This window comes from Streptomyces sp. NPDC052042 (genome assembly GCF_044548345.1).
Classification (GTDB): Bacteria; Actinomycetota; Actinomycetes; order Streptomycetales; family Streptomycetaceae; genus Streptomyces.
The window spans coordinates 96,474-121,964 of sequence record NZ_JBIUBU010000008.1 but is presented as its reverse complement, the minus strand read 5'-3'; the positions used below and the strand labels follow the sequence as shown (position 1 = coordinate 121,964).

Genomic DNA, 25,491 nt, shown 5'->3' with positions numbered 1-25,491 from the left:
CAAAAGCCCTCGCGGACCGTCAGTTGCCGAAGGCCATCATGGTCTTCGTCTCCAGCTCTTCCTTGTCGTTCCTCGCGCTGACCCGGCCGCTCGCGACGAAGCACCGGCCGTCCGCGTAGACGATCTTCGAGTTGTAGAAGGTGCTCTCGATCTGGGACGTGGACACGGGGTGCCGCAGCAGCATCTTCGGGGTGCCGCCGGTCGGGGCGAGGGTGGCGATGCCGCCGCCCTTGTTGTAACCGGCCTCCACGTAGAGCAGTATGTCGCCGCCCTCCATGCGCAGCGGCTTGACCACGCGCTCGGCCGGGGCCGCGGCCTTCCACTTGACCTTGCCGGTGTTCAGGTCGAACGCCACGACCTTGTTCGTACGGGCGAGGCCCCCGGACTCCGGCGCGGTCGCGATGTAGAAGGTGTTGGCGTCGGCGGCGAGACCGGTGCAGCCGTCCAGGGACTTGCCGAAGACCGCGAAGGCGCTGCCGCAGTCCGTCGCGAACTTGTCGCCCTTGTCGCTGGTGAGTCCGGAGCGGAGCGAACCGTTCTCCCTGAGGGCGAGGATGCTCCACTCCCTTTCCTTCTTCAGGGAGACGACCAGCGGGCTCACCGAGAAGACCCGGTCGACCTTCCACCCGCGCTTGGGCTGGTACGTCCACCGCGGCTTCCCGCTGACCGGGTCGATCTCCTGGATCTGGTGCTGCGGGTTGTCGGCGTCGTCGGTGCGGCAGTTGGAGGCCGCGATCAGTTTCGGGCCTCCGGCAAAGGCGAACGGCTGGCAGTTGCCCGGTTGCTTGCCGAACAGTTCCGTGCCGTCGCTGACCCGGTAGGCGTTGGAGTTGCCGGTGCGGCCGACGGTGACCGTGTCGCCGCTGATGGCGAGCGAGATGTCCGACAGAAAGTCCCAGATGCCGTTCTTCTTGATCGACTTCTTCCAGCCGACCTTGCCGGTCTTGAGGTCGATCATCTGGAGGTCCGCGCAGTCCGCCTTGCTGGTGGTGCCGTTCTTGACCCCGATGACTATCTTGCCGTCGGTGGTGGTCTGGGCGGGCGCCGCACACAGGTCGGCGGGCAGGTCCACCTTCCACTTCGGCTTGCCGTCGGTCACGGAGTAGCCGGATATGCCGCGGTACATGCCCTTGACGATCGTGTCGCCGACGACCCAGGGGCCGTGGACGTCCGAGCCGTTGCGCGGCAGGTCGATGTCGTTCTTCATCAGCCAGAGGACCTTCGCCTCGCCCGGCTTGCGCCCGGCGTTGAGGTCCTCGTCACCCGTGCGTCCGTCGCCGCTGCCGTCGCCCTGGTCGACGGACGGCGACGCGCTCGGGGTGCTGTCTTCGCTCTTCTCCGCGACGGGCTTCTTGTCGTCGCCGTTTCCGCTCGTGGCGACGTACACGCCACTGCCGATCACCAGCAGCGCCGCCGCCGCGGCCCCGGCGATCAGCGCGGGCTTCCGCTTGGACGCACCGCCGCCGCCCTTGCCGCCGGGGGCCGGTGCGCCGGGGAACTGCTGCTGCGGGTAGCCGTAGCCGGGCTGCGTCGGCTGACCGTACGGGCCGGGCTGCGTCGGCTGGTTGTAGGGTCCGGGCTGCTGACCATACGGACCGGGCTGTTGGTTGTAGGGTCCGGGCTGCTGACCATACGGTCCCGGCTGCTGGTTGTACGGGCCGGGCTGCTGCGGATTGCCGTAGCCGGGCGGCGGGCTCTGCGGCGGGGGCGGCGCGGCCTGCGGGGGTGGCGGGGCCTGCGGCGGGCCCTGGGGCGGCTGGGGACTCCCCGGCGGCGGCCCCTGCGGTGCGCCGAAGCCTCCCTGCGGCGGTTGCTGGTCGGGCGGCTGGCTCATCAGCGCATCCCCCTTCGTGCGGTCCGGTGCCCGTTCCGGTCTCCCCCGCGATTCCGAGGAGTGCGAAGAGTCCGGGAGACTCCCCGAACCCCATGGAAAGGAGCGAATCGGGCATGGTTCCCGCAGTGTTACGACAGTCGAGCGGGCCTTCTTTGTACCACCCGCAACACCCGGCACACCGGATCGGGCCACTCGCTGTTCCCAAGGGAGAACCGCCCTGTGATGCCCTCGTTACGCCTCGGGCGGCCGGTCGCTCATGCCTCGGACCGCGGGCCGGTCGCGTTTCTGAGCAACCGTGGGGCGGGTCCGGGCCACGGGCCGAGCGGGACCCGGAGGGCGTGCCGAGCGGGCCCCTGACCCTCAGTTCCCGAAAGCCACCATGGACTTCATCCGCTTCTCGTCCTCGTCGTCGATGCCGCTGATCCTCACGGGCATGAGGAAGCTGCGCCCGTTCAGCCAGGCGATCCTGGGGTCGAAGAGGTCCCGTTCGACGGTGGCCGCCGCCACCGGGTGCCGCAGCACCATCTGCGGTGTGCCCCCGGTCGGCGGCAGGGACGCGATGCCACCGCCCTTGTTCCTCCCCGCGCTCAGGTACATCAGCAGCTTGCCGCCCTCCACCCGCATCGGCATCAGCGTCTGGCCGGGGGGCGCGGTCGCCCGCCACTTCGCCTTGCCGGTGTTCAGGTCGAAGGCGACGACCTTGTTGGAGGGCTCGTCCCCGGTCGGCTTGGTCGCCAGGTAGACCCCCTGGCCGTCGGCCGCGACGCCGAGGCAGTTGTCGAGGTTCTTGCCCGCGGAGACGAGGTCGTCGTCGCAGGTGGTCGTGTAGTCATCGGAGCCGCCGACCAACTGGGAGCGGTATGTCCCGTCCTCGTTCAGCAGCATGATGGCCCATTTGCCCTCTTGCTTCAGCGAGACGACGAGCGGGCTGACCGAGTAGAACCGCGCGACCTCCCAGCCCTTCTTGACCCGGTACGTCCACTCGACCTTGCCGGTGGCCGGGTCGATCCGCTGGATCTGCTGCTCCTTGTGGTCGTCGGCCGCCGTCTGGCAGCTCGTGGCGGCGATCGCCACGGGACCGCTCGCGAAGCCGAACGGCTGGCAGTTGCCCGGCAGCTTCCCGAAGACCACCGCGCCGTCGCTGACCCGGAAGGCATCCGTCCTGCTGGTCCGCCCCACGGTCACGGTGTCGCCGTTGATCGACATCGCGACCTCGGAGAGCAGATCCCAGACGCCCTGCCGCTTGTACTTCTTGTGCCAGCCGGCCTCGCCCGTGGTGAGGTCGACCATCTGGAGCGAGTCGCAGGTCGCCGCGTTCCCGTTGCCGGACTCGACCCCGACGACGACCTTGCCGTCGGCGCTGGCACGCGAGGGCGCGGCGCAGAGCTTGGACCGCAGGTCCAGGCTCCACTTCAGGCTGCCGTCGGCGACCGAATATCCGGAGAGCGTGCGGTACATGCCCTTGACGATGGTGTCGCCGAAGACCCAGGGACCGTAGACGTCCGAGCCGTTGCGCGGCAGGTCGACGCCGCCGTTCTGCAACCACAGCACCTTGGCCTCGCCGGGCTTGCGCTCGGCATTGAGCTCCGCGGCCTCCGCGCGCAGGTCGACGTCGCCGTCCTTCGTGTCCCCGTTCTTGCCACCGCCGTCGGTACCGCCGTCATCGGTGGACGCGGAGGCGGTCCCGGGCCCGGCGGTCGCCTTCGCCACGGGGTCCGTGGCGCCGCCGGCGCCCCTCGTGGCGAACCAGACACCGGCACCGGCCAGCAGCACCACCGCGAGCACGCCCCCGACCACCGCACCGCGCCCGCCCCGGAAGAACCCACCGCCACCTCCGGAGCTCGGCTGCGGCGGCGACTGCGGCGGTGCCGGGTGTCCGTGGCCGGACTGCGGCATGTGGGCATACGGACCGGCGGCGTACGGGCCGGGCTGCGCGGGCGCGGTGCCATACGGGCCGGGCTGCGCGGGCGGCGCACCGTACGGACCGGGCTGCGCGGGCGCGGTGCCATACGGACCGGGCTGCACATGCGGCGCACCGTACGGGCCGGGACCGTACGGGCCCGCGGCCTGATCCGGCGGTGGTACGGGACCGGATGGCGCGGGGCCGGGTGCGGGTGGCGGCGAGGGCGGCATGCCCTGCGCCGGGGGCGGGTCGTACGGAGCTCCGAAGCCTCCCCGCGGCGGTTGCTGGCCGGGCGGCGGCTGGGTCATCGGAACGTCCCCCTTCGTGCGGACCGGTGCGGCGGCCGAGGCCGTACCGGGCGGGGCTTCTTTCTACCACCCGCCCCACAAGCCCCGTTCGGGCCCATCAGCCGCTCTGGCCACACCAGTTGTTCCAGTCGGTCCAGTCGGTCCATTCGTTCCAGCCATTCCGGCCCTGTCGGCTGCTGGGACCACAGCAGCCGCCGAAGCTACAGCAGCCGCTGAGACCACAGCAGTCGCTCAGACCGGCCGGTCACGGCACCCGCACCGAAGCCAACAGCCACCGGGGGCTGTCGCCGTCACGCGTAGGCGCCCCCTCCCGGGCGCGCCCCGCACATCGGGCGCACCGGAACCGCGGCCCTCGAACGGTCAGGCCTCCTCGGCCAGTTCCAGCCAGCGCATCTCCAACGCGTCGCGTTCCTCGACAAGTTCGCGCAGCTCGGCGTCCAGCTTCGCCACCTTCTCGAAGTCCGTGGCGTGCTCCGCGATCTGCGCGTGCAGGGCGGTCTCGCGCGTCGCCACCTTGTCCAGCTGCCGTTCCACCTTCTGCAGCTCCTTCTTCGCCGCACGGGCGGCCTGCGCGGAGAGCGCCGTGGTCGGCGCGGCCTGCCGCCCGGTCCGGTCGGGTGCGGAGGAGGGGGCCGCGGCCTCCTCCATCCGGTGCCGGCGTTCCAGGTACTCGTCGATCCCGCGCGGCAGCATGCGCATCGTGCGGTCGCCGAGCAGGGCCATCACCCGGTCCGTGGTCCGCTCGATGAAGAACCGGTCGTGCGAGATGACGATCAGCGATCCGGGCCAGCCGTCGAGGAGGTCCTCCAACTGGGTCAGGGTCTCGATGTCGAGGTCGTTGGTGGGCTCGTCGAGGAAGAGGACGTTCGGCTCGTCCATCAGCAGGCGCAGGATCTGGAGCCGCCGGCGCTCGCCGCCCGAGAGGTCGCCGACCGGGGTCCACTGCTTCTCCTTCGAGAAGCCGAACTGCTCGCAGAGCTGACCGGCGGTCATCTCGCGGCCCTTGCCCAGGTCGACCCGGTCGCGCACCTCCTGGACGGCTTCCAGCACCCGCAGGTTCGGGTCGAGTTCGTGGACCTCCTGGGAGAGGTAGGCCAGCCTGACGGTCTTGCCGACGACGATCCGCCCTGCGACGGGCTGCTTCTCGCCCTGGGTGCGGGCCGCTTCGGCGAGGGCCCGCAGCAGCGAGGTCTTGCCCGCGCCGTTGACGCCGACCAGGCCGATCCGGTCGCCGGGGCCGAGCTGCCAGGTGAGGTGTTCGAGCAGGGTCTTGGTGCCCGCCCGTACGGTCACGCCCTCCAGGTCGAAGACGGTCTTGCCGAGCCGGGCGTTCGCGAACCTCATCAGTTCGCTGGTGTCCCGCGGCGGCGGCACATCGGCGATGAGCTCGTTGGCCGCCTCGATACGGAAGCGCGGCTTGGAGGTACGGGCGGGGGCGCCGCGGCGCAGCCAGGCCAGTTCCTTGCGCATGAGGTTCTGGCGCTTGGCCTCCTCGGTCGCGGCGATCCGCTCCCGTTCGGCGCGCGCGAAGACGTAGTCGCTGTAGCCGCCCTCGTACTCGTGGACCGTGCCGCGCTGGACGTCCCACATGCGGGTGCAGACCTGGTCGAGGAACCACCGGTCGTGGGTGACGCAGACGAGCGCGGAGCGGCGTGTCCGGAGGTGATCGGCCAGCCAGGAGATGCCCTCGACGTCGAGGTGGTTGGTGGGCTCGTCGAGGACGATCAGGTCCTGTTCGGCGATGAGCAGCTTGGCCAGCGCGATACGGCGCCGTTCGCCGCCGGAGAGCGGGCCGATGACGGTGTCCAGGCCGTTCTCGAAGCCCGGCAGGGCGAGCCCGCCGAAGAGGCCGGTGAGCACATCGCGGATCTTGGCGTTGCCCGCCCACTCGTGGTCCGCGAGGTCGCCGATCACCTCGTGGCGGATGGTCGCGCGCGGGTCGAGGGAGTCGTGCTGGGTGAGGACGCCCAGGCGCAGCCCGCCACTGTGGGTGACGCGCCCGCTGTCCGGCTCCTCCAGCCTGGCGAGCATCCGGATGAGGGTCGTCTTGCCGTCGCCGTTGCGGCCCACGACACCGATCCGGTCCCCCTCGGACACACCGAGGGACACGCTGTCGAGCAGGGCACGGGTGCCGTACACCTTGCCGGCCTGCTCGACGTTGATCAGATTGACGGCCATTTCACTCCTGCCCCGGGGTTCGATCGACGTCCCAGGGTAGTCGGCCCGCGGCTGCGGTAGCGTGCGGCGATCGAGCGGGAGCGATCTGCGGGGCGGTCGGCGGGGCGATCGGTGAACGGCCGGTGCCCGGCGAAGGCACCGGAGGGGGAGCCGGGCGGGGAGCCGGACGAAGTGCGGCCGGCGAATCGGAACCGGGGTCGAAGGATCTCCGAACAGGTCGAGGGTGGGGATTCGGGTGGGAATGCCAGTGACGCGTGGGGCCGTGCGGAAAACGGTCAGGAGACCGTTGCGGAGCGCAGTCCTGGCGGTGCTGCCGGCAGCGGCCTCGCTGGCGGCTTGTACGTCTGGGGCGCAGGACGCGGGCGACGCGGGAGACGCGGGGAAACCGGCCGCCGGGCAGGCCCAGGAGCAGCGGGACGGCCGGACGACGCAGGACGGGCGGGAGAAGCAGGGCGGGCGGGAGAAGACGGCCGTCGCCGCGGAGGGGGGCACGGTCGGCGGCCCGGGCTCGGCCTGCTCGCTGCCCGTCGTCTTCACTCTCGCGGAGTCCTGGAAGCCGAAGGCCGTCCACGTCGATCCGAACTCCGAGCTGGGCGCCGCGCTGGGGGTGCAGGGCGGGGTCACCATGGTCTGCGAGATCGACGCGAAGCCCGCGGGGCACATCGGGTATCTGCGGGTGTGGCGGGGCGAGAAGTCCGACCGCACCCCGCGCCAGGTCCTGGAGGCGTTCACAGCCGACGAGTCCGGGGCGGGGAAGCTCGCGTATGCCGAGGTCAAGGCCGGTGACCTGACCGCCACCGAGGTCGGCTACACGGTCGACGGCGAGCTGCTCGACGGGCCCAAACGGGAACGGGCCTTCGCCGTCTCCGCCCCGAACGGCCCGGTCGTGATCCATCTGGGCGGGCTGGACACGCAGGAGCACGAGGCGATGCTCCCGGCGTACGAGCTGGCGAAGCAGAGCCTGCGGCTCGGCGGCTGAGCCGGACGGCTGCGCGCCGCCCGCGGGGCCCGCGCCGCCCGCGCCCTCCAGGCGCGTAGCCCGGTCCCGTAACGGCGGGTGTGTGCTCGGGCACCGCGGGCCCGAGCACACACGGCGGTCAGCGGACGGTGGCGCCCGGTGCCGGGGAGACCGCCGTCCGTGCGTTGCGGCACGTCCCGGAGGCCAGCAGCGACTCGGCCACCTTCCGCGCCGATTCCCCGTCCGCCGCCAGGAAGGCGGTGGTCGGCCCGGAGCCGGAGACCAGGGCGGCCAGGGCTCCGGCCGCGGTCCCCGCGGCGAGGGTGTCGGCCAGGGCGGGGCGCAGCGAGAGCGCTGCGGGCTGGAGGTCGTTGCTCAGCGCGCCCGCGAGGGCGGCGGTGTCCCCGGCGCGCAGGGCGTCCAGGAGGGCGGGGGACGCGGCGGGGGCCGGGACATCCGTGCCGGCGGTGAGCCGGTCGAACTCTCCGTAGACGGCCGGGGTGGAGAGCCCGCCGTCGGCGACCGCGAAGACCCAGTGGAACGTGCCGCCGACCTCGATCGGGGTCAGCCGCTCGCCACGTCCGACGCCGAGGGCCGCGCCGCCGACCAGGCTGAACGGGACGTCGCTGCCCAGCTCGGCGCAGATGGCGAGGAGCTCGTCCTGGCCGGTGCCGGTGTTCCAGAGGGTGTCGCAGGCCAGCAGCGCGGCGGCACCGTCGGCGCTGCCGCCCGCCATGCCTCCCGCGACGGGGATGTCCTTGTCGATGTGGATGTGCACCTCGGGCTTGATGCCGTGCCGCTCGGCCAGGGCGGTCGCGGCGCGGGCGGCGAGGTTCGTCGTGTCCAGCGGGACCTTCGCGGCGTCCGGGCCCGAGCAGGTGATCCGCAGCTCGTCGGCCGGGGTGACGGTGACCTCGTCGTACAGCCCGACGGCGAGGAAGACATTGGCCAGGTCATGGAATCCGTCGGGGCGCGCGGCGCCTACCGCGAGCTGGACGTTGACCTTGGCGGGTACGCGGACGGTGACGCTCACTCACCACTCCCTGAAGCCGTGTTCGTGTGGATGTCCGTGTTCATGCCCGTGTTCATGCCCGAGTCCGTGCCCGAGTCCGAGCCCGAGTCCGAGCCGGGGATTCGTGTCGTGCCCGTGCCCGGGGACTCATCCGCTGCCCGGGCCCGGGTCGGTGTCCAAGGACGGCCCGCCCTCGCCCGGCCCGCCCTCGCCCGGCTTGTTCTGGCCCGGCTTGTTCTCGGCGATGGCGGCGAATTCCTCGACCGTCAGCGCCTCGCCCCGGGCCTGCGGCGAGATCCCGGCCGCGACCAGGGCCGCCTCGGCGGCGGGCGCGGAGCCCGCCCAGCCGGCCAGGGCCGCCCGCAGGGTCTTGCGGCGCTGGGCGAAGGCCGCGTCCACGACCGCGAAGACCTCGGCCCGGCTCGCCCGCGTCATGACGGGTTCGGTGCGGCGGACCAGCGACACCAGGCCGGAGTCCACGTTCGGGGCGGGCCAGAAGACGTTGCGGCCGATGGCCCCGGCCCGCTTGACGTCCGCGTACCAGCCGGCCTTCACCGACGGCACGCCGTAGACCTTGTTGCCCGGCCGGGCGGCCAGCCGGTCGGCGACCTCGGCCTGCACCATGACCAGCGTCCGCTCGATGGACGGGAACCGTTCCAGCATGGTCAGCAGCACCGGCACGGCGACGTTGTACGGAAGGTTCGCGACCAGCGCGGTGGGCGCCGGGCCCGGCAGCTCCCGGACCAGCATCGCGTCCGAGTGCACCAGGGCGAAGCGGTCGGCGCGCTCCGGCATCCGGGCGGCGACCGTGGTCGGCAGGGCCGCCGCCAGCACGTCGTCGATCTCGACGGCGACGACCCGGTCCGCCGCCTCCAGCAGCGCCAGGGTCAGCGACCCGAGCCCCGGACCGACCTCGACGACGACATCGTCCGGGCGGACCTCCGCCGTGCGCACGATCCGGCGGACCGTGTTGGCGTCGATGACGAAGTTCTGGCCGCGCTGCTTCGTCGGGCGCACGCCCAGCGCGGCGGCCAGCTCGCGGATGTCTGCGGGGCCCAGGAGGGCATCGGGCTCAGTGGTGCTCACCCGGTAAGCGTACGGCCGTGCGGGCGGGGGTTCGTCCGCCCGCCGGCCGAGTGCCCGCGTACCGGGCGCTGCCCCCGTACCCGGGCATCCGCGGCCCCGGGCGCCACCGGCCGCCGCCGGGACACCGGAGGTCGCCGGAGGCCGCCTGAAGTCGCCAGGGGCCGTCTGCGGCCCTCGACGGCCCTCGGTGGGCAGAGCCGGTGGCCATCAGTAGTCGAAGGCGCGGGCGGTGTTGTCCGCGACGGCCTCGGCCAGGGTGTCCTCGTCCAGGCCCTTCACCTCCGCCATGGCCCGCAGCGTGACCGGGATGAGGTACGGGGCGTTGGGCCGCCCCCGGTAGGGCGCCGGGGTCAGGAACGGCGCGTCCGTCTCCACCAGGACCAGCTCCGTCGGGGCGACCGCGAGCGCGTCCCGCAGCGGCCGGGCGTTCTTGAAGGTGACGTTTCCCGCGAAGGACATGAAGTACCCGGCGTCCGCGCAGATCCGGGCCATCTCGGCGTCGCCGGAATAGCAGTGGAACACGGTCCGCTCGGGCGCGCCCGCGTCGGCGAGGATGCGCAGCACGTCCGCGTGCGCGTCCCGGTCGTGGATGACGAGTGCCTTGCCGCGCCGCTTGGCGATCTCGATATGCGCCCGGAACGACTCCTCCTGCGCGGCCATGCCCTCGGGGCCGGTGCGGAAGTAGTCGAGGCCCGTCTCGCCGACACCGCGTACAGGGTCGAGTGCGGCCAGTGCGTCGATCTCGGCGAGCGCCTCGTGCAGCGCGGCCGTCCCTCCGGCTTCCCGCGCCCCTTGGCGCGACCAGCCGTCGGGGTCGCCGTGCACGATGCGCGGCGCCTCGTTGGGGTGGAGGGCGACCGCGGCGTGCACGTTCGGGTGTGCGGCGGCGGTCTCGGCGGCCCACCGCGAACCGGCGACATCACAGCCCACCTGGACCACGGTGGTCACATTGACCGCGGCGGCCCTGGCCAGGCCCTCTTCGACGGTCGCGTCCTGCATGTCCAGGTGGGTGTGCGAATCGGCGACCGGCACCCGAAGGGGTTCGGGCAGCGGCGGGGCTTCGGTGCGGCTCATGCCGACGATCGTACGAGGGCGTCCCGAGGACCCCGTGCCAGGCCGTCCCGGGCCCTCTGCGGACCCGTGCGGCGCGGCCCCGGGCGCACCGCTGAAACCTGCCGACGAGAGCCGCCGACGCGGCCTGCTTCGAGGTCTACTCTTCGAGGTCTACTTCCGGTGGAAGGGACGCAGCAGGTCGGACAGCTGCCAGTGGTGCGACGCACCGGTGGTCGCGGCGGTGGCGGCCACGGCATCGCCCTCCGGAGTGCCCGAGTCCTCCGGGCCCCCGTGGCCCTCCTTCGCGGGCCGGCCCGGGTGGGAGTGCTGCAGCAACTGCTGGACGGTCGACACCCGCCCGGCCCGCATGATCCGGACGACATGCCCTCCGCAGTTCGCGCAGGTGGGCCTGGAAAGCGGCGACGGCACCCGCTTTCCGTCCGCCTTGTAGATGATGAACGGTTTGCCGGAACCGTCGACGTGATGCTCTATCTCGTAGGACTGTTCCCAGCCGTGTCCGCACCCCATACAGGCGAAGGCGTACGCCTCGTGCACGGTGGTCGCTGCGGTCTCACTCATGCCTGCTCCTTTGTCCGCCGGACCGGCGCTCCGGGGAGTGGGTCCCCGATCCAGTGGACGCCCGTACTGGCGGGAGCGCATCAGGCTCTGTCGAGTGTTGGAGCGGTTTTGGGCTTCTCGTGGCAGAAAGGCCCGGTGCGCGGCTCGCGCTTTGCTTTTTACGATAGTCCTTTGGCCTTCCCGGGGCCGGTTCGAGCCGCGTTCTTTGCCGCTACGACGGCGTCGAAGACCTCGCGCTTGGGCAGTCCCGCCTCCACGGCGACGGCGGCGATCGCTTCCTTGCGCCGCTCCCCCGCCTCCTCGCGCACCTGCACCCTGCGCACCAGTTCCGCGGCGTCCAGTTCCTCGGGCCCGGTGTCGGCCGCGCCCTCGACGACGACGGTGATCTCTCCGCGTACCCCGTCCGCCGCCCAGTCCGCCAGTTCGCCCAGCGGGCCGCGCTTCACCTCCTCGTACGTCTTGGTCAGCTCCCGGCACACGGCGGCCCGGCGCTCGGCTCCGAAGACCTCGGCCATCGCCGCGAGGGTGTCGTCGAGCCGGTGCGGGGCCTCGAAGAAGACCATGGTGCGGCGCTCGGCGGCGACCTCGCGGAGCCTGCCGAGCCGTTCGCCCGCCTTGCGCGGCAGGAAACCCTCGAAGCAGAAGCGGTCGACGGGCAGGGCGGACAGGGCGAGCGCGGTGAGCACCGCGGACGGGCCGGGCACGGCGGTGACCCTGATGTCGTGCTCCACGGCCGCGGCCACGAGCCGGTAGCCGGGGTCGGAGACGGACGGCATCCCGGCGTCCGTGACCAGCAGGACACGGGCGCCGCCGGTCAGCGCCTCGACGAGTTCGGGGGTACGGGCCGACTCGTTGCCCTCGAAGTAGGAGACGACCCGGCCCGTGGTGCGGACGCCGAGCGCCTGAGTCAGGCGGCGCAGCCTGCGGGTGTCCTCGGCGGCGACGACGTCGGCCGACTCCAGTTCGGCGGCGAGGCGCGGCGGGGCGTCCGCCACATCGCCGATGGGGGTGCCCGCGAGCACCAGCGTGCCGGCCGTGCCAGCCGTGCCGCTCATGCCGGTCCTCGCGGCCGTTTCGTCCCAGTCGGCCGTCTCGGCCCTGTCGGCCGCGCCGCCCTCGCCGCTCTCGGCGCGCGTACCGGCCGTGTCGACCATGCCACCCATGCCGGTTGTCCGGGCCGGGCCGGTCTTTCCAGCCGTTCCAGTCGTTCCAGTCGTTCCAGTCACATGAGTCATCCTCCCAGGACGGATGACAGCGCTCGCACGGACGCGTTCCCTGCGTCGGCGCGGCGGTTCCCTACGATGGCGCGGTGACGAGTACTGCGCCCGAAGCCCGGCTGGGCCAAGACGCCGGACATCCGCACGGCGAGGAACCGCCCTCCTGGCAGCGGCGGCTGCGCCGCTTCGGCCATGTGCCCCGGCCCGGGATCGGGCTGCGTGAGCGGCTGGTTCCCCCGTACACGCGGCCCGGTGGCCAGTTGTGGGCGGTGCTCGGGGTTTCCCCGGCCATGGCCGGGCGCCTGGTGCGGTGGTCCGCGTGGGGCGGTCCGCTGCTGGTGGCGCTGGTCGCCGGAGTGCTGCGGTTCTGGAAGCTGGGCAGCCCGCACGCGCTGATATTCGACGAGACGTACTACGCCAAGGACTCCTGGGCGCTGATCAACCAGGGGTACGAGGGCGACTGGCCCAAGAACGTCGACAAGCTGATCCTGGAAGACCCGTCGAAGGTGGCCGTCCCGGTGGATCCGGGCTATGTGGTGCATCCGCCGGTCGGCAAGTGGATCATCGGTCTCGGTGAGCAGCTGATCGGTTTCACACCGTTCGGCTGGCGGTTCATGGTGGCGGTGCTCGGCACGCTGTCGGTGCTGCTGCTGTGCCGGATCGGACGACGGCTGTTCCGTTCGACCTTCCTGGGCTGCCTGGCCGGGACGCTGCTCGCGTTCGACGGCCTGCATTTCGTGATGAGCCGCACCGCGCTGCTCGACCTGGTGCTGATGTTCTTCGTGGTGGCCGCGTTCGGCGCGCTGCTGATCGACCGCGACTGGGCGCGGCGCAGGCTCGCCGACGCACTGCCGGTGGACGAGGAGGGGGTGCTGCGCCCGGATGCGGCCGTGGCGGAGCATCTGCGGCTCGGCTGGCGTCCCTGGCGGATCGCCGCCGGCGTGCTGCTGGGGCTGGCCTTCGCCACCAAGTGGAACGGTCTGTACATCCTGGCCGCGTTCGGTCTGATGGCAGTGCTGTGGGACGTGGGCGCGCGGCGGACGGCGGGTGCGGTCCACCCGTACACGGCGGTGCTGAGGCGGGACCTGCTGCCGGCGTTCGTCTCGACGGTGCCGGTCGCGGTCCTCACCTACCTCGTCTCCTGGACGGGGTGGATCGTCACCGGCAAGGGCTACTACCGCAACTGGGCGCAGACCGACGGTCGGGGCGGCTACTGGACCTGGCTGCCGGACTGGCTGCGCAGCCTGTGGCACTACGAGTACCAGGTGTTCGAGTTCCATGTGAACCTGACCTCCGGCCACACCTACCAGTCCAATCCGTGGAGCTGGATCGTGCTCGGTCGGCCGGTGTCGTACTTCTGGGCGGAGGAACCGGGCTGCGCGGCCTCGGCGAGCGGCAAGTGCTCCCGCGAGGTGCTGGCCATCGGGACGCCGTTGCTCTGGTGGGCGGCGTGCTTCGCCCTGGCGTACGTGCTGTGGCGGTGGATCTTCCGGCGCGACTGGCGGGCGGGCGCGATCGCCTGCGGTGTGGCGGCGGGCTGGCTGCCCTGGTTCCTGTACCAGGAGCGGACGATCTTCCTCTTCTACGCGGTCGTGTTCGTGCCGTTCCTGTGTCTGGCGGTGACGATGATGATCGGCGCGATGCTGGGCCCGGGGGCGTCTGCGGATACGGGCTCAGGAACGGGGACGGCTATGGGCTCGGGTGCCGGGCCGATGCGGGGGATCGGCCTGTCGGCCGGTGACCTGTCGGCCGAGCGCCGCCGGACGGTGGGGGCCGTCGCGGCGGGTGTGCTGGTGCTGCTGATCATCTGGAACTTCATCTACTTCTGGCCGATCTACACGGGCGCCCCGATCCCGGACGACGCCTGGCGCGCACGGATGTGGCTGGACACCTGGATCTAGTGCCGCGGCAGGCAATGCTTGCCGACGGGGCGAACGTTGCCGGGCAGGAGCACCGAGGGGCCGCAGTCGTCGACTGCGGCCCCTCGGTGGTTATCGGCCGCGATCGGCGCTGCCGCCCGCCTCTGGACGGTCCCGATGCGTTCAGGCCGCACATATCCCGGTCCGGTAACGACCGTCCCGGCTGTCCACGGTGTCCCGTAGGGTGCCTCCGCCATCTCCTTGAACGCGTTCAAGGGAAACTCCTGGGGAGGGGACTGCAGGGATGCGCGGTGGAGCGAAGATCGCGATTGTCGGAGGGGTGTTCGTGGTCGTGGCCGGCGGGGTGGGCTACGGGGCGTACAACGTCCTGAACAGCACCGGCGGCAAAACAGGCACGGAGACCGCCTCCGCGGAGGTGAGAACGGGGCCGGTCACCGAGGCGGAGATCGCCGACGTGTCGAAGAGGTTCCTCGAAGCCTGGGCGAGCGGCGAAACGACCACCGCGTCGCAGCTCACGAACAACGCGGTCGAAGCCGAACCGCTCCTCGCCGGCTACCGGGAGGAGGCGCACATCAGCCGGGCGGTGATCACGCCGGGCGCGGCGGTCGGCACCAAGGTGCCGTACACGGTGAAGGCGACCGTGTCGTACGGCGGGGAGTCCAAGCCCTGGTCGTACTCGTCCGAGCTGACCGTGGTGCGCGGTCAGACCACCGGCAGGCCGCTCGTCGACTGGAGCCCCGCCGTCCTCCACCCGGAGCTGACGACCGGTACGTCGTTGAAGACGAAGAAGGCGTCGGCGCCTTCGATCGAGGCGGTGGACCACAACGGCAGGGTGCTCACCAAGGAGAACTACCCCTCTCTGGGCCCGGTCCTGGACGTGCTGCGCGAGAAGTACGGGGAGAAGGCGGGCGGCACCGCGGGCATCGAGACCGTGATCGAGAGCACGGACGCGGGCAGCCCGGACAAGACCCTGCTCACCCTCAGCAAGGGCAGGGCGGGCAAGCTGCGCACCACGCTGGACGCGGACGTCCAGGCGGCGGCCGAGTCGGCGGTGAAGAAGTACGGCCAGGCGTCGGTGGTCGCGATCAGGCCGTCCACGGGTGCGATACGGGCGGTCGCCAACAACCCGGCCACCGGTTTCAACGCGGCGCTCCAGGGCCAGCAGGCGCCCGGTTCGACGATGAAGATCGTGACCGCGGCCCTGCTGATCGAGAAGGGGCTCGCCTCGGCGAACCAGAAGATCGAGTGCCCGCCCACCGCGATGTACATGGGCCGCACCTTCAAGAACCTGGACGACTTCTCCATCCCGGACGGCACCCTGACGACCAGTTTCGCCCGGTCCTGCAACACCGCCTTCATCAAGCTGATCGACGACACGAAGGACGACGCGGCGCTCGCGAAGGAGGCCCGTGACGTCTTCGGGATCGGCCTGGACTGGAAGACCGGTGTGCTGACGTACGACGGCAGTGTGCCGGAGGCCACCGGGGGCGAGGCGGCAGCCCAGTACATCGGCCAGGGCACGATCCAGATGAACGCTCTGAACGTGGCGTCCATCACCGCGACCGCGAAGAACGGCACCTTCCGCCAGCCGATCATCGTCGACCCGGACCTGGACGGCCGCCCCATCGCCACGGCGGCCCGTTCGCTTTCCCCGTCCGTGTCCCAGCAGCTCACCAACATGATGCGCCAGACCGCGAGTTGGGGAACGGGCAAGGCCGCGATGGCCTCGGTCGGCGGCGACAAGGGCGCCAAGACGGGCTCGGCGGAGGTGGACGGCCAAGCCACGTCCAACAGTTGGTTCACCGGCTTCAGCAACGACCTGGCAGCCGCCGCGGTCGTCCAGGCCGGCGGCCACGGCGGCGACGCGGCGGGCCCGGTGGTGGCGGCGGTCCTCCGCGCGGGTCCGTGAGGCCGCGGACGGACGACGGTATTTGGGGTACCGGTTGCCATAGTCGCGGCGGTAGTGGATTTCCACTACGAGCCACGTTCACCACGGGCCCCGCCGAGGTCCATCCCCGGTTCGCCGAGGCCCTGCGGAAGCTGGGCCTCTATGTCGAGATGCGCCGGTTCCCGGAGACCCCCGTACCGCCGCCGAGGCCGCCGCCGCGACCGGCTGCGGGCTCAGGCGAGATCGTCAAGTCCTCGGCCTTCGAGGCCGACGGCGTATCGGTACTGGTCCTGATGGACGGTTCCTCGCGCGTCGATGTCGCACGGGTACGCGGTGAACTGGGCGCCGGAAAGGTCAGGCGGGCCGGGGCGGACCTGGTCCGCGAGACGACCGGGTACGCGATCGGGGGCGTACCGCCACCTCGGGCACCGCACGAGGACCCGGGCCCTGGCCGACCAGGGGTTACTGGAGCACGAGGCGGTGCGGGCCGCGGCCAGCACCCCGCACACCGTGTCCCCGCTCACCCCCGAGGCCCTGATCACGCACGCCGGGGGAACGGTCGTGGACGTGCGCGAGCAGCCCGTGTGACCCCACCGGGCGGACCTCGGCCGGGCGGATTCCCCGCCGGACGGCCCGGCCGGCCCAAACCACATGCGTATCAATCACTTGACACAATCCAATCATGGGGGAATTGTGTCAAGTGATTGATACATTAGCGGGAGGAAAGGGGTCGGCATGCCTGTTGCCGTGGGACGGGGCAACACGTGGCGGGAACGGCTTGAGACCCCCGTGCGGTGGGTCGGTGCGGCGGTCGGCCTGGCCGTCAACAAGCTGGTCTCCTACAGCCCCGAGCCAGACGTGGATCTGCTGTACGGATTCGCCGTGTTCGGTCTGTGCGTCATGGCGAGTGCGTTCGTAGCCGACGTGGTCGCGCGCCAGCGGCCTGGCCCGCTACGAGTCGCCCGCGTGACATCGCGCCGGATCCAGAACTACGTGCCGCGTGGTCTGACCGCTGCCGTGGCCGTGCAGGCCACCGTCCTGGTGATCCTGCTGGTCATCGCCGCGGCAACGGCCTCGCCGGACGCCGCCGGACGCTCGGGGCGCGCGCTGTCCATCACATGCCCGGCGGGAGCGCAGCTGCTGTCGCCCTGGCCCGGCCCGTACTACGCGTGGCCGATTCTCGGCGGACTTGCGTTCGGTACCGTTGCCTGCGCACTACTCCTGCGCCGCGTCACCGCCCGGTCCGGAAGCGATGAGCAGCGCCGCACCGGGGCCCGGGCCGCGATCGGCTCATGGGGAGTACTCGTGTGTGCCCCTCTTTTCGGCGTCTCTTTGACGATGGGGGTCGTGGTACTGAGCTTGTCCTGTGGAGGAGAGATGAAATCCGTGGCGCTGTGGGGGTTGGCCATCACCGCCCTCATCTCCGCCCTGACCGCAGGCCACTGCCTGTGTGTCTCGTTGCTCCCTCAGGTGTACGTCAGGAAGCAGCCCTGAACGTGAACGATGTGAGCATCAGAGTCATCCACCCTTCCCCGGTGCCCCCCTTTGAGCAGATCCGCGCACAACTGGCCGACCTGATCGCCGTCGGCCGGCTGCGAAAGGGGGACAGGCTGCCGCCCGTGCGCCAGCTCGCCTCCGATCTCGGGCTGGCCAACAACACCGTGGTGCGGGCCTATCGCGAACTGGAGGCCGCCGGCCTCGTCAAAAGCCGTCGAGGTTCCGGCACACAGGTCATCGCCCCCGCACCCGCTACCGATGTCAAAGCCAAGCTCCAGGAGCACGCGAACACCTACGCGGCTGCGGCCCGACAGCTCGACGCCACCGACGAGGAGGTGCTCGCGGCGATCCGGCACGCCCTGGCAAGCCTGGACACGCCCTGAGCGAAGAGGGGTGGAGAGAAGGGGCCACCCGGTGCCCCGTCGACCGCGCCGCGGCGCGGTCTCCCTCTGCGGCTCTTCCCTCTCCTGATCGTCTGCGGGGCAGAGCGGGGTGCCAGGCGGACAGGACACTGCCGCGTACGCGGAGAGCGGGGTGCCGGGTCCGGTGTGAAGCCCGGCAGCCGCACGCCTCACGCCCCATCGCACGGGCGTGTCGCGGCCTTCGCTAGCGTGCGGGGCATGAACTCCTCCGCCGCCCCGTCCGAGGCCCATCCCCGATTCGCCGAGGCCCTGCGGGAGCTGGGCCTCGATGTCGAGGTGCGCCGGTTCCCCGAGGGCACGCACACCGCCGCCGAGGCCGCCGCCGCGATCGGCTGCGAGCTGTCGGAAATCGCCAAATCGCTGGTCTTCGAGGCGGACGGCCTGCCGGTGCTGGTGCTGGTGGACGGTGCCTCGCGGGTCGATGTGGAACTGGTGCGCGCGGAGTTGGGGGCGGAGAAGGTCAGGCGGGCCGGGGCGGACCTGGTCCGCGAGACGACCGGGTACGCGATCGGCGGCGTACCGCCCTTCGGACACCGCACCAGGACCCGGGTCCTGGCCGACCGGGGGCTGCTGGAACACGAGGTGGTGTGGGCGGCGGCCGGCACCCCGCACACCGTGTTCCCGCTCGCCCCCGAGGCCTTGATCACGCACGCCGGGGGAACGGTCGTGGACGTACGTGAGAAGTCCGCGTGACCCCGCTGGTCGCGCTCGCCGTACTCGTCGCCGCGGTCACCCACGCGAGTTGGAACGCCATCGCGCACGGGATCGAGGACAAACTCGTCTCCTTCACACTGATCTCCGGTGGCGCGCTGCTGTTCAGCATGGTGGCGGCCTGTTTCGTCCCGTTCCCGGCCGCCGGGGCGTGGCCGTATCTCCTGCTCTCGGCCGTGCTGCACGTGCTGTACATGCTGCTGCTGATGCGTTCGTTCACGCTGGGCGACTTCGGGCAGATGTATCCGATCGCCCGGGGTACGGCCCCGCTGGTGGTGACCGTGCTCGCCGCCGTCTTCGTCGGTGAGCACCCGGGCGCCTGGACCTCGGCGGGGGTCGCGGTGGCGTCGGCGGGACTGGTCGGGCTGGCTCTCTGGGGCATCCGGGGGCCCGGACGACGCCCGGACTGGCCCGCACTGCTCGCTGCCGTCGCGACCGGCCTGGCCATCGCCGGATACACCACGGTCGACGGGGTCGGGGTACGGGCCTCGGGGACCCCACTGGGCTATGTCGTCTGGCTGATGATTCTGGAGGGCCTGGCCATCCCGGCCTACGCGCTGTACCGGCGACGGGGCGAACTCGCGGCGCAACTCCGTCCGTTCGCCGCTCGCGGTCTGCTGGGCGCGGCACTGTCGATGACCGCGTACGGCCTCGTCCTGTGGGCGCAGACCCGGGCGGCGCTGGCCCCGATCGCGGCGCTCCGGGAGTCGTCGATCATCGTCGGGGCGGCCATGGGGACGCTGTTCTTCAAGGAACGGTTCGGTGTGCCGCGCATCGCGGCGGCGGGACTGATGATCGTCGGCATCGGGCTGATGTTGTACGCGAGTTGAGCAACGTCGCGCGCGAGTTGGACAGCTCCGCACGCGAGTTGAGCGGCACCGCGCGCGAGCCGAGCCGATGCCGCGCGCTGTGCGTCGCTTTCGCACATGAGTCGGGCCGGTGTCGCACGCGTGCCGAGCGGCAGCGGACACGCGCCGTGTCCGGCAAGGGAGCGGGCGTGACTCCGATGGGGTGAAAGGGAACGGCAATCGCCCCGGGGTGACCGTTTCGGCAAGGCGAGGCGGGGCGCCGGGCGGACAGGGCACTGCCGCGTCCGCGGAGAGCGGGGCGCCGGGTCCGGCGTGACGCCCGGCAGCCGATCCGTCACACACGTCCCTCGCCGGGTCCGGCGTGACGCCCGCCAGCGGACCCGTCACACACGTCCCTCACCCCCACCCGCGCCAGCGGACGCGCCCGCACGGCTCACTCCCCCGACACCGCCTTATGGAAACCGTAGTTGGCGGCCATCAGCCCGCCGTCCACCCGGAGCGTCGTCCCCGTGATCCAGGCCGCGTCCCGGGAGGCGAGGAACGCGACGGCGGACGCGATGTCCTCCGGCTCGCCCACCCGGCCGAGCGGATAGAGGCCGCTCACCCGGGCCAGCGCGTCGTCCTGACCCGCCCAGGCGTCGGTGCGGACCGTGCCGGGCGCGACCAGGTTGACGCGCACCCCGCGCGGTCCCGCGTGGCCCGCGAGGGTACGGGTCAGGCTGACCAGCCCTGCCTTGGCGGCGCTGTAGCCGTGGCCGCCGAAGCTCTGTTCGCCGTTGACCGAGCCGATGTTGACGATCGCGCCCCGACCGGAGGCCGCCAGGTGCGGGAGGGCGGCGCGGGCGCAGCGGTACGGGCCGGTGAGCGTGATGTCCAGGTCGCGCTGCCAGGACTCGTCCGGCTCGTCCTCGAAGAGCGGGGCGTCCTCGGCGCACGCGTACGCGTTGTTCACCAGCACGTCGAGGGAGCCGAACGCGGCGACCGCGTGCGCGACCGCGGCCTCGACCGCCGCCCGGTCGGCCACGTCGCAGGCCAGTGCCTCGGCCGTCGCGCCCGTGGCGCGTATCGCGGCGGCGGAGTGTTCGGCGCGGTCGCCGTCCAGGTCGGTGACCAGCACCCGGGCGCCTTCGCAGGCCAGGCGGCGGGCCGTGGCCGCGCCGATTCCCTGGCCCGCCCCGGTGATGAGCACGCCGTACCCGTCGAACCGTGAAACGCCCGAAGAGTCAGGGGAAGGAGGGGAAGCAGGGGAAGCAGGAGTCATAGCGCCGACCGTACTGCCCTGATCAGTGCCTGGGCGCGGGGATCGGCGGTCACTCCCTTCTGCAGACCGTTCGTCACATATCCGAGCGCGACGCCGGTTTCGGGGTCCGCGAAGCCCAGTGAACCGCCCCGGCCGGGGTGGCCGAAAGAACCGGGGCCGAGCAGCGGGGCGGCCGGGCCGTGCAGCATGTAGCCGAGTCCGAAACGGGTGTTGACGACCAGGACCCGGTCCGGCCCGGCCGACTCCTCGGTGCGGGCGAGGGTGAGCGTGGCGGGGGCGAACAGGCGGTGGCCGTCGACCGGGCCGATCATCGCGGCGTAGCAGCGGGCCAGGGCGCGGGCGGTGGCGATGCCGTTGGAGGCGGGGAGTTCGGCCGCCCGGTAGTCGGGGTCGTTCTCGTCGGGCAGCGGGTCGATGGCCCCGAAGGCGCGCCGGGTGAGGGAGAGCGGGTCGCTGTACGCCTGGGCGACGGACTGCTTGGGGCGCAGCCGCAGGGCGCCGCCCGGACCGGCCGGGGTTTCGACGGGGCCGATCCGGCCCACCCGGTGTGCCTCGTCGTCCGGGAGACCCAACCAGAAGTCCAGGCCGAGCGGGCGGGCGATCTCCTCGGCGATCCAGCGTCCGACCGTGCGCCCGGTGACCCGGCGCACCAGTTCGCCGATGAGGAAGCTGTAGGTCTGGGCGTGGTAGCCGTGGTCGGCGCCGGGCTCCCACTGGGGGCACTGTGCGGCGACGGCCTGCGGCCCGGAGACCCCGTCGATCGCCTCGGAAGGGGTCAGCGGGCAGTCGAGGGCGGGGATGCCGGCCCGGTGGGCGAGGAGGTGGCGGACCAGGACGCGTTCCTTGCCGCCCGCCTTGAACTCCGGCCAGTACGTTCCGATCGGGGCGTCGAGGTCGAGTTGGCCACGCTGGTGCAGCAGCAGCGGTACGGCGGAGGCGATGCCCTTGCCCGCCGAGCGGACGATCTGCACGGTGTCCACGGCCCACGGTTCGGTACCGTCGACGTCTCGCGTACCGGCCCACAGGTCGACGACCTTGCGGCCGTCCCGGTAGACCGCGACGGCCGCGCCGCGTTCGCCTCGCTGCTCGAAGTTGCGGACGAAGGTGTCCCGGACCGGTTCGAATCCGGCCGCCACCGTGCCGCGTACGTCCACGCCTGCTACTGCGTTCCCGCTCATCCCCCCATGGTGCATCCTTCGGTGGGCCCCAAGGGGTGCGGGTCACCCGATGTCCACGGCGCCCATGACGGTACGCACGGCGCTCATGACGGTTCACGGCTGCGGTGACGAAGACATCGGTCACGTCGACCGCCGAACGCTCAACACCGCAGGCCGTCCGCGGCGGCGGGAACACTCAGCACCCCAAGGCGTCCACGCCGACGGAACACTCAGCACCGCGGGACACCCCCGGGGGAGGAACACTCAACGCCGCGGCGCGTCCACGCCGACGGAGCGCGGGTCGAAGCCGGAGGGCAGCTCCGGGCGGTGGGCGCGCATCAACTCCTCGTCGCACAGCAGGTCCGGATGCGGTCGTCGGCGGCGATGACGCCCTCGCCGAGGATCTCCGAGCACGGGCAGAGTTCCAGGACGTACGGCAGGTCGTGCGTGACCATCGGCACGGTGACGTCCAGGGACTGCAGCATGTCGGCGAGCTCGCGCCACGAAGCCGGGATGACGCGGACACGAGTGTCACGGACGGCGGTGTCGGACGGCGGTGTCGTGAACCGCTCAACGATAGGACCTTGCTGCAAACATTTCGCAAGAGCGGGAGCGTCATATCGACGGATACCCGACCGCCCACCCGAGGCACCCAAGCAAGAAAAATGCGACATTTAATGCGGGGATAGAACACACGCGAGGAGTCCGCCATGCCCCCCGTGATCCATGAACAGGCAGAGGCCTGGCTGGTCAACGACACCCCGGACCTCCCGGCGGTGCCAGTGGATCTGCTGTACGACGCCGACACCGACCCCCGTAACGTCCACGTGGCCTTCCCCGGCGGCATCGACTGGTCGTTCGACCGCGATCTGCTGGAACGCGGGCTGAGCGGCCCCGCCGAACGCGGCGGCGTCCGGGTCTGGCCGTGCGGGCGGACCCAGCTGGTTGTGGAACGTCACTCGAAGGAGGGCGTGGAGGTGGTGCAGTTCGACAACGCGCCGCTGATCCGTTTCCTGCACCGCACCCAGGACGAGGACACCGACGACGAGGGCGTCGGCGTCCACACGCACGCGTGACGCACGACAACCGCCCGGCGTCACGAGGGCGGTCCGCCGCATGCCGGGGCGGTCCGCCGCGTTGCCTGGGCGGGCCGCCACATGCCTGACCCGCGCAACCGCCCGCCCGGCGCCGAGCGCCGCCCGGCCCGTCCGACGCAGCCACACAACACGCATGGCGAAGCCCCCGCGCCGCTCGCACGGGGGCTTCGCGTTCGCCCGGCACCCCGTCCCCACGAGTGGGCCGGAGACCCGACGGGCCGGAAACTCGGCGGGCCGGAGACCCGCTGGCTCGGATCGGCCGATCCGAGCCGGCGGGTCTCTGCCTCAGGCCCGGCTCAGCTCGCGCTCCTCCTCCGCGTCGCCACCGCGCCCGTCCAGGCCGGAGCCGTCACCACCACGTCCGCCGTCGCCACCCTGGCCACCGCGAGCGGCCCCGTCCTCGGGCGCGTCGCCGAGCTGCTTGCGCAGCCCCTCGCCCTCGACGTCCACGTTCGGCAGCAGCCGGTCCAGCCAGCCCGGCAGGGACCAGGCACGGTGGCCGAGCAGGGCCAGGACTGCGGGCACGATCGCCATCCGGACCACGAACGCGTCGAAGAAGACGGCGACGGCCAGCGAGAAGCCGATCATCTTCACCATCTGCTCCGTGGACCCGATGAAGCCCGCGAAGACCGCGATCATGATCACGGCCGCTGCCGTGACGACCCGGGCGCCGTGCTGGAAGCCGGTGACGATCGCCTGGTCGGGCTGCTCGCCGTGGACGTACGCCTCACGCATCCGGGTGACGAGGAAGACCTCGTAGTCCATCGCGAGACCGAAGACCACGCCCACCATGAAGATCGGCATCATGGACATGATCGGGCCGGTCTGCTCCACGCCGAAGAGCGAGCCGAGCCAGCCCCACTGGAACACCGCGACGACCGCGCCCAGGGCCGCGATGACCGAGAGCAGGAAGCCGAGGGCGGCCTTCAGCGGCACCAGCACCGAACGGAACACCAGCATCAGCAGCACAAAGGCCAGACCGACCACGAGCGCCAGATACGGCAGCAGCGCGTCGTTCATCTTCTGCGAGAAGTCGATGTTCATCGCCGTGGCACCGGTGACCAGGACCTTCGCCCCGGTGTCGGCCTTGATGTCCGTACCGGCGTCGCGGATCGCGTGGACCAGGTCCTCCGTCGCGGTGGAGCTCGGCCGGTCCTTCGGGATGACGGTGACCATCGCGGTGTCACCGTCCTTGTTGAACTGGGCCGGGGTGACGGCGACGACGCCCTGCATACCGGAGATCTCGTCGGTGACCCGCTTGGCGGCGGCCTTGCCGTCGGAGCTGCCCGCAGTGTCGACGACGACCATCAGCGGCCCGTTGAAGCCGGGGCCGAAGCCCTTGGAGAGCAGGTCGTAGGCGCGCCGCTGGGTGCTGCTGGTGGGCTGGGAACCGTCGTCGGGCAGCCCCATCTCCAGGGACGTGGCCGGTACGGCGATGGCACCGAGGCCGATGATCCCGGCCAGCAGCACCCATACCGGCTTGCGCAGCACGAACCGGGCCCAGCGGGTCCCCATGTTCGGCTTGGCCTCGCCCGAGTCGGGCGCGGCGGCGGCCTTGCGGGCCTTGCGCCCCATGATCCGCTTGCCCGCGAAGCCCAGTACCGCCGGGACCAGGGTGATCGCCACGAGGACCGCGATCACGACCGTGCCGGCCGCGGCGAGGCCCATCTTCGTCAGGATCGGGATGTTCACGACCGCGAGGCCGACCAGCGCGATGACCACGGTGAGACCGGCGAAGACCACCGCGGAACCGGCCGTTCCGACGGCGCGCCCGGCCGCCTCCTCGTGCTCCCGGCCCTCGGCCAGCTCGGCGCGGTAGCGGGAGACGATGAACAACGCGTAGTCGATGCCGACCGCGAGGCCGATCATCATCGCGAGGATGGAGGTGGTGGAGTCGAGGCCGAGCGGGTTCGCCAGCGCCGTGATCGTCGAGACGCCGATGCCGACCCCGATCAGGGCGGTGAGCAGCGGCAGCCCGGCGGCGACCAGCGACCCGAAGGTGATGACCAGCACCACAGCCGCGACCGTGACACCGATGACCTCGGTGGCACCGGTCTCCGGGATCGCCAGGAGCGCGTCACCGCCGATCTCCACGGTCAGCCCGTTCTTCTGCGCCGCGTGGCCCACGTCCTTCAGGGCGTCCCGGGTCGCGTCGGTCAGCTCCATGCCGTTGACCTTGTAGGACACCGCGATGTAAACCGTGGAGCCGTCCTTGCTGACGGCGCCGACGGTGTACGGGTCGGCGACGGAGGCCACCTGGTCCGAGCCGGACTTCAGCTTGTCGACGATCTTGGTGACCTCGGCCTGGTTCGCCGGGTCGGTCATCTTCTGGTCGTCGGGGGCCTTGAAGACGACGCGGGCGGTCCCGCCGTCGGCGCTGACACCGGGGAATCGCTCTTCTAGCAGGTCGAACGCGCGCTGCGCCTCGGTGCCGGGGATGGAGAAGGAACTGGAGGTGGCGGTGGACGCGGAGGCCGCGCCGAAACCGGCGAGCGCCAACAGCGCCACCCAGATCAGGGCGACATAGCGGCGGCGCCGAAAGGCGAACCGCCCGAGTTTGTAGAGGAATGTGGCCACGAGGGCTTACTCCCGGTCAGGTCGTGTGGGTGGACATGGGCATGGGGGACCAGCCCGACGACGA

Annotated in this window: 19 protein-coding genes and 2 pseudogenes; 9 read left to right on the top strand and 12 right to left on the bottom strand. The window is 71.6% G+C overall.

The genetic code is table 11. The features are described from left to right. Positions 1–19: 19 nt before the first annotated feature. The 3 genes from ACIHCL_RS16105 to ACIHCL_RS16095 all read right to left on the bottom strand — a co-directional run bounded on the left by ACIHCL_RS16105 (position 20) and on the right by ACIHCL_RS16095 (position 6,223). The gene (locus ACIHCL_RS16105) at positions 20–1,834 is read right to left on the bottom strand and encodes a PQQ-binding-like beta-propeller repeat protein (protein WP_399862055.1); all 1,815 of its coding nucleotides are present in this window, start codon (positions 1,832–1,834) and stop codon (positions 20–22) included. Between the two features lie 360 nt (positions 1,835–2,194). Next, entirely contained in the window at positions 2,195–3,730 is a 1,536-nt protein-coding gene (locus tag ACIHCL_RS16100; RefSeq protein ID WP_399862054.1) for a PQQ-binding-like beta-propeller repeat protein, read from the bottom strand. Between the two features lie 675 nt (positions 3,731–4,405). Further along, the gene (locus ACIHCL_RS16095; RefSeq protein WP_399862052.1) at positions 4,406–6,223 is read right to left on the bottom strand and encodes an ABC-F family ATP-binding cassette domain-containing protein; all 1,818 of its coding nucleotides are present in this window, start codon (positions 6,221–6,223) and stop codon (positions 4,406–4,408) included. 286 nt (positions 6,224–6,509) lie between these two features. Between ACIHCL_RS16095 and ACIHCL_RS16090 the strand changes: the two genes are divergently transcribed. Then, positions 6,510–7,202, top strand: coding sequence for a lipoprotein (locus ACIHCL_RS16090; protein WP_399862050.1), 693 nt, complete (start codon positions 6,510–6,512; stop codon positions 7,200–7,202). 118 nt (positions 7,203–7,320) lie between these two features. On the opposite strand, the gene ACIHCL_RS16085 is transcribed toward ACIHCL_RS16090, so the two are convergent. The 5 genes from ACIHCL_RS16085 to rsmI form a co-directional block, all read right to left on the bottom strand. Next, on the bottom strand, positions 7,321–8,214 hold the full coding sequence (locus ACIHCL_RS16085) for a 4-(cytidine 5'-diphospho)-2-C-methyl-D-erythritol kinase (protein WP_399862048.1): 894 nt from the start codon (positions 8,212–8,214) through the stop codon (positions 7,321–7,323). A 126-nt stretch (positions 8,215–8,340) separates the two neighbouring features. Then, positions 8,341–9,279: a 16S rRNA (adenine(1518)-N(6)/adenine(1519)-N(6))-dimethyltransferase RsmA gene (gene rsmA / locus ACIHCL_RS16080; RefSeq protein WP_399862047.1), complete on the bottom strand. Its 939-nt coding sequence runs from the start codon at positions 9,277–9,279 to the stop codon at positions 8,341–8,343. Between the two features lie 207 nt (positions 9,280–9,486). Continuing rightward, entirely contained in the window at positions 9,487–10,353 is an 867-nt protein-coding gene (locus tag ACIHCL_RS16075; protein WP_399862045.1) for a TatD family hydrolase, read from the bottom strand. A gap of 150 nt (positions 10,354–10,503) precedes the next feature. Beyond that, the gene (locus ACIHCL_RS16070; protein ID WP_399862043.1) at positions 10,504–10,911 is read right to left on the bottom strand and encodes a hypothetical protein; all 408 of its coding nucleotides are present in this window, start codon (positions 10,909–10,911) and stop codon (positions 10,504–10,506) included. 158 nt (positions 10,912–11,069) lie between these two features. Then, the gene (gene rsmI, locus ACIHCL_RS16065) at positions 11,070–11,966 is read right to left on the bottom strand and encodes a 16S rRNA (cytidine(1402)-2'-O)-methyltransferase (RefSeq protein WP_399862305.1); all 897 of its coding nucleotides are present in this window, start codon (positions 11,964–11,966) and stop codon (positions 11,070–11,072) included. A 254-nt stretch (positions 11,967–12,220) separates the two neighbouring features. On the opposite strand from rsmI, the gene ACIHCL_RS16060 reads away from it, so the two are divergent. The 7 genes and pseudogenes from ACIHCL_RS16060 (at position 12,221) to ACIHCL_RS16030 (ending at position 19,356) form a co-directional block, all read left to right on the top strand. Continuing rightward, on the top strand, positions 12,221–14,029 hold the full coding sequence (locus ACIHCL_RS16060; RefSeq protein WP_399862041.1) for a dolichyl-phosphate-mannose--protein mannosyltransferase: 1,809 nt from the start codon (positions 12,221–12,223) through the stop codon (positions 14,027–14,029). A 262-nt stretch (positions 14,030–14,291) separates the two neighbouring features. Then, positions 14,292–15,917, top strand: coding sequence for a penicillin-binding transpeptidase domain-containing protein (locus ACIHCL_RS16055; RefSeq protein ID WP_399862039.1), 1,626 nt, complete (start codon positions 14,292–14,294; stop codon positions 15,915–15,917). Between the two features lie 122 nt (positions 15,918–16,039). Beyond that, positions 16,040–16,484 (top strand): annotated as a pseudogene (locus tag ACIHCL_RS16050) (YbaK/EbsC family protein). 147 nt (positions 16,485–16,631) lie between these two features. Continuing rightward, positions 16,632–17,390, top strand: coding sequence for a hypothetical protein (locus tag ACIHCL_RS16045; protein ID WP_399862037.1), 759 nt, complete (start codon positions 16,632–16,634; stop codon positions 17,388–17,390). A gap of 41 nt (positions 17,391–17,431) precedes the next feature. Then, the gene (locus ACIHCL_RS16040) at positions 17,432–17,776 is read left to right on the top strand and encodes a GntR family transcriptional regulator (RefSeq protein ID WP_399862035.1); all 345 of its coding nucleotides are present in this window, start codon (positions 17,432–17,434) and stop codon (positions 17,774–17,776) included. Between the two features lie 237 nt (positions 17,777–18,013). After that, complete coding sequence (locus tag ACIHCL_RS16035) at positions 18,014–18,508, top strand: YbaK/EbsC family protein (RefSeq protein ID WP_399862033.1); 495 nt, start codon at positions 18,014–18,016, stop codon at positions 18,506–18,508. Then, the gene (locus ACIHCL_RS16030; protein WP_399862031.1) at positions 18,505–19,356 is read left to right on the top strand and encodes an EamA family transporter; all 852 of its coding nucleotides are present in this window, start codon (positions 18,505–18,507) and stop codon (positions 19,354–19,356) included. Before ACIHCL_RS16035 ends, ACIHCL_RS16030 begins: the two co-directional genes overlap by 4 nt. 412 nt (positions 19,357–19,768) lie before the next feature. Here ACIHCL_RS16030 and ACIHCL_RS16025 read toward each other — a convergent pair whose 3' ends face one another. From ACIHCL_RS16025 to ACIHCL_RS16015, 3 genes and pseudogenes are all read right to left on the bottom strand, one after another. Beyond that, on the bottom strand, positions 19,769–20,596 hold the full coding sequence (locus ACIHCL_RS16025) for an SDR family NAD(P)-dependent oxidoreductase (protein ID WP_399862029.1): 828 nt from the start codon (positions 20,594–20,596) through the stop codon (positions 19,769–19,771). Next, the gene (locus ACIHCL_RS16020; RefSeq protein ID WP_399862303.1) at positions 20,593–21,750 is read right to left on the bottom strand and encodes a serine hydrolase domain-containing protein; all 1,158 of its coding nucleotides are present in this window, start codon (positions 21,748–21,750) and stop codon (positions 20,593–20,595) included. The genes ACIHCL_RS16025 and ACIHCL_RS16020 overlap by 4 nt, the downstream gene beginning before the upstream one ends. Positions 21,751–22,017: 267 nt before the next feature. After that, positions 22,018–22,265, bottom strand: a pseudogene (locus tag ACIHCL_RS16015) (cobalt ABC transporter ATP-binding protein); the annotation flags it as partial. Positions 22,266–22,463: 198 nt separating this feature from the next. Here ACIHCL_RS16015 and ACIHCL_RS16010 point away from each other — a divergent pair. Continuing rightward, on the top strand, positions 22,464–22,829 hold the full coding sequence (locus ACIHCL_RS16010; protein WP_399862027.1) for an SsgA family sporulation/cell division regulator: 366 nt from the start codon (positions 22,464–22,466) through the stop codon (positions 22,827–22,829). A gap of 306 nt (positions 22,830–23,135) precedes the next feature. On the opposite strand, the gene ACIHCL_RS16005 is transcribed toward ACIHCL_RS16010, so the two are convergent. Continuing rightward, positions 23,136–25,427: an MMPL family transporter gene (locus ACIHCL_RS16005; protein ID WP_399862025.1), complete on the bottom strand. Its 2,292-nt coding sequence runs from the start codon at positions 25,425–25,427 to the stop codon at positions 23,136–23,138. Positions 25,428–25,491 lie beyond the last annotated feature (64 nt).

Excerpts from the sequence above, each read along its gene's own strand:
- ACIHCL_RS16070 (WP_399862043.1), bottom strand. The coding sequence starts at position 10,911 with ATGAGTGAGACCGCAGCGACCACCGTGCACGAGGCGTACGCCTTCGCC.
- ACIHCL_RS16035 (WP_399862033.1), top strand. The coding sequence starts at position 18,014 with ATGAACTCCTCCGCCGCCCCGTCCGAGGCCCATCCCCGATTCGCCGAG.
- ACIHCL_RS16025 (WP_399862029.1), bottom strand. The coding sequence starts at position 20,596 with ATGACTCCTGCTTCCCCTGCTTCCCCTCCTTCCCCTGACTCTTCGGGC.
- rsmI (WP_399862305.1), bottom strand. The coding sequence starts at position 11,966 with ATGAGCGGCACGGCTGGCACGGCCGGCACGCTGGTGCTCGCGGGCACC.
- ACIHCL_RS16045 (WP_399862037.1), top strand. The coding sequence starts at position 16,632 with ATGCCTGTTGCCGTGGGACGGGGCAACACGTGGCGGGAACGGCTTGAG.
- ACIHCL_RS16095 (WP_399862052.1), bottom strand. The coding sequence starts at position 6,223 with ATGGCCGTCAATCTGATCAACGTCGAGCAGGCCGGCAAGGTGTACGGC.
- ACIHCL_RS16010 (WP_399862027.1), top strand. The coding sequence starts at position 22,464 with ATGCCCCCCGTGATCCATGAACAGGCAGAGGCCTGGCTGGTCAACGAC.
- ACIHCL_RS16075 (WP_399862045.1), bottom strand. The coding sequence starts at position 10,353 with ATGAGCCGCACCGAAGCCCCGCCGCTGCCCGAACCCCTTCGGGTGCCG.
- ACIHCL_RS16100 (WP_399862054.1), bottom strand. The coding sequence starts at position 3,730 with ATGCCGCAGTCCGGCCACGGACACCCGGCACCGCCGCAGTCGCCGCCG.
- ACIHCL_RS16055 (WP_399862039.1), top strand. The coding sequence starts at position 14,292 with ATGCGCGGTGGAGCGAAGATCGCGATTGTCGGAGGGGTGTTCGTGGTC.
- ACIHCL_RS16105 (WP_399862055.1), bottom strand. The coding sequence starts at position 1,834 with ATGAGCCAGCCGCCCGACCAGCAACCGCCGCAGGGAGGCTTCGGCGCA.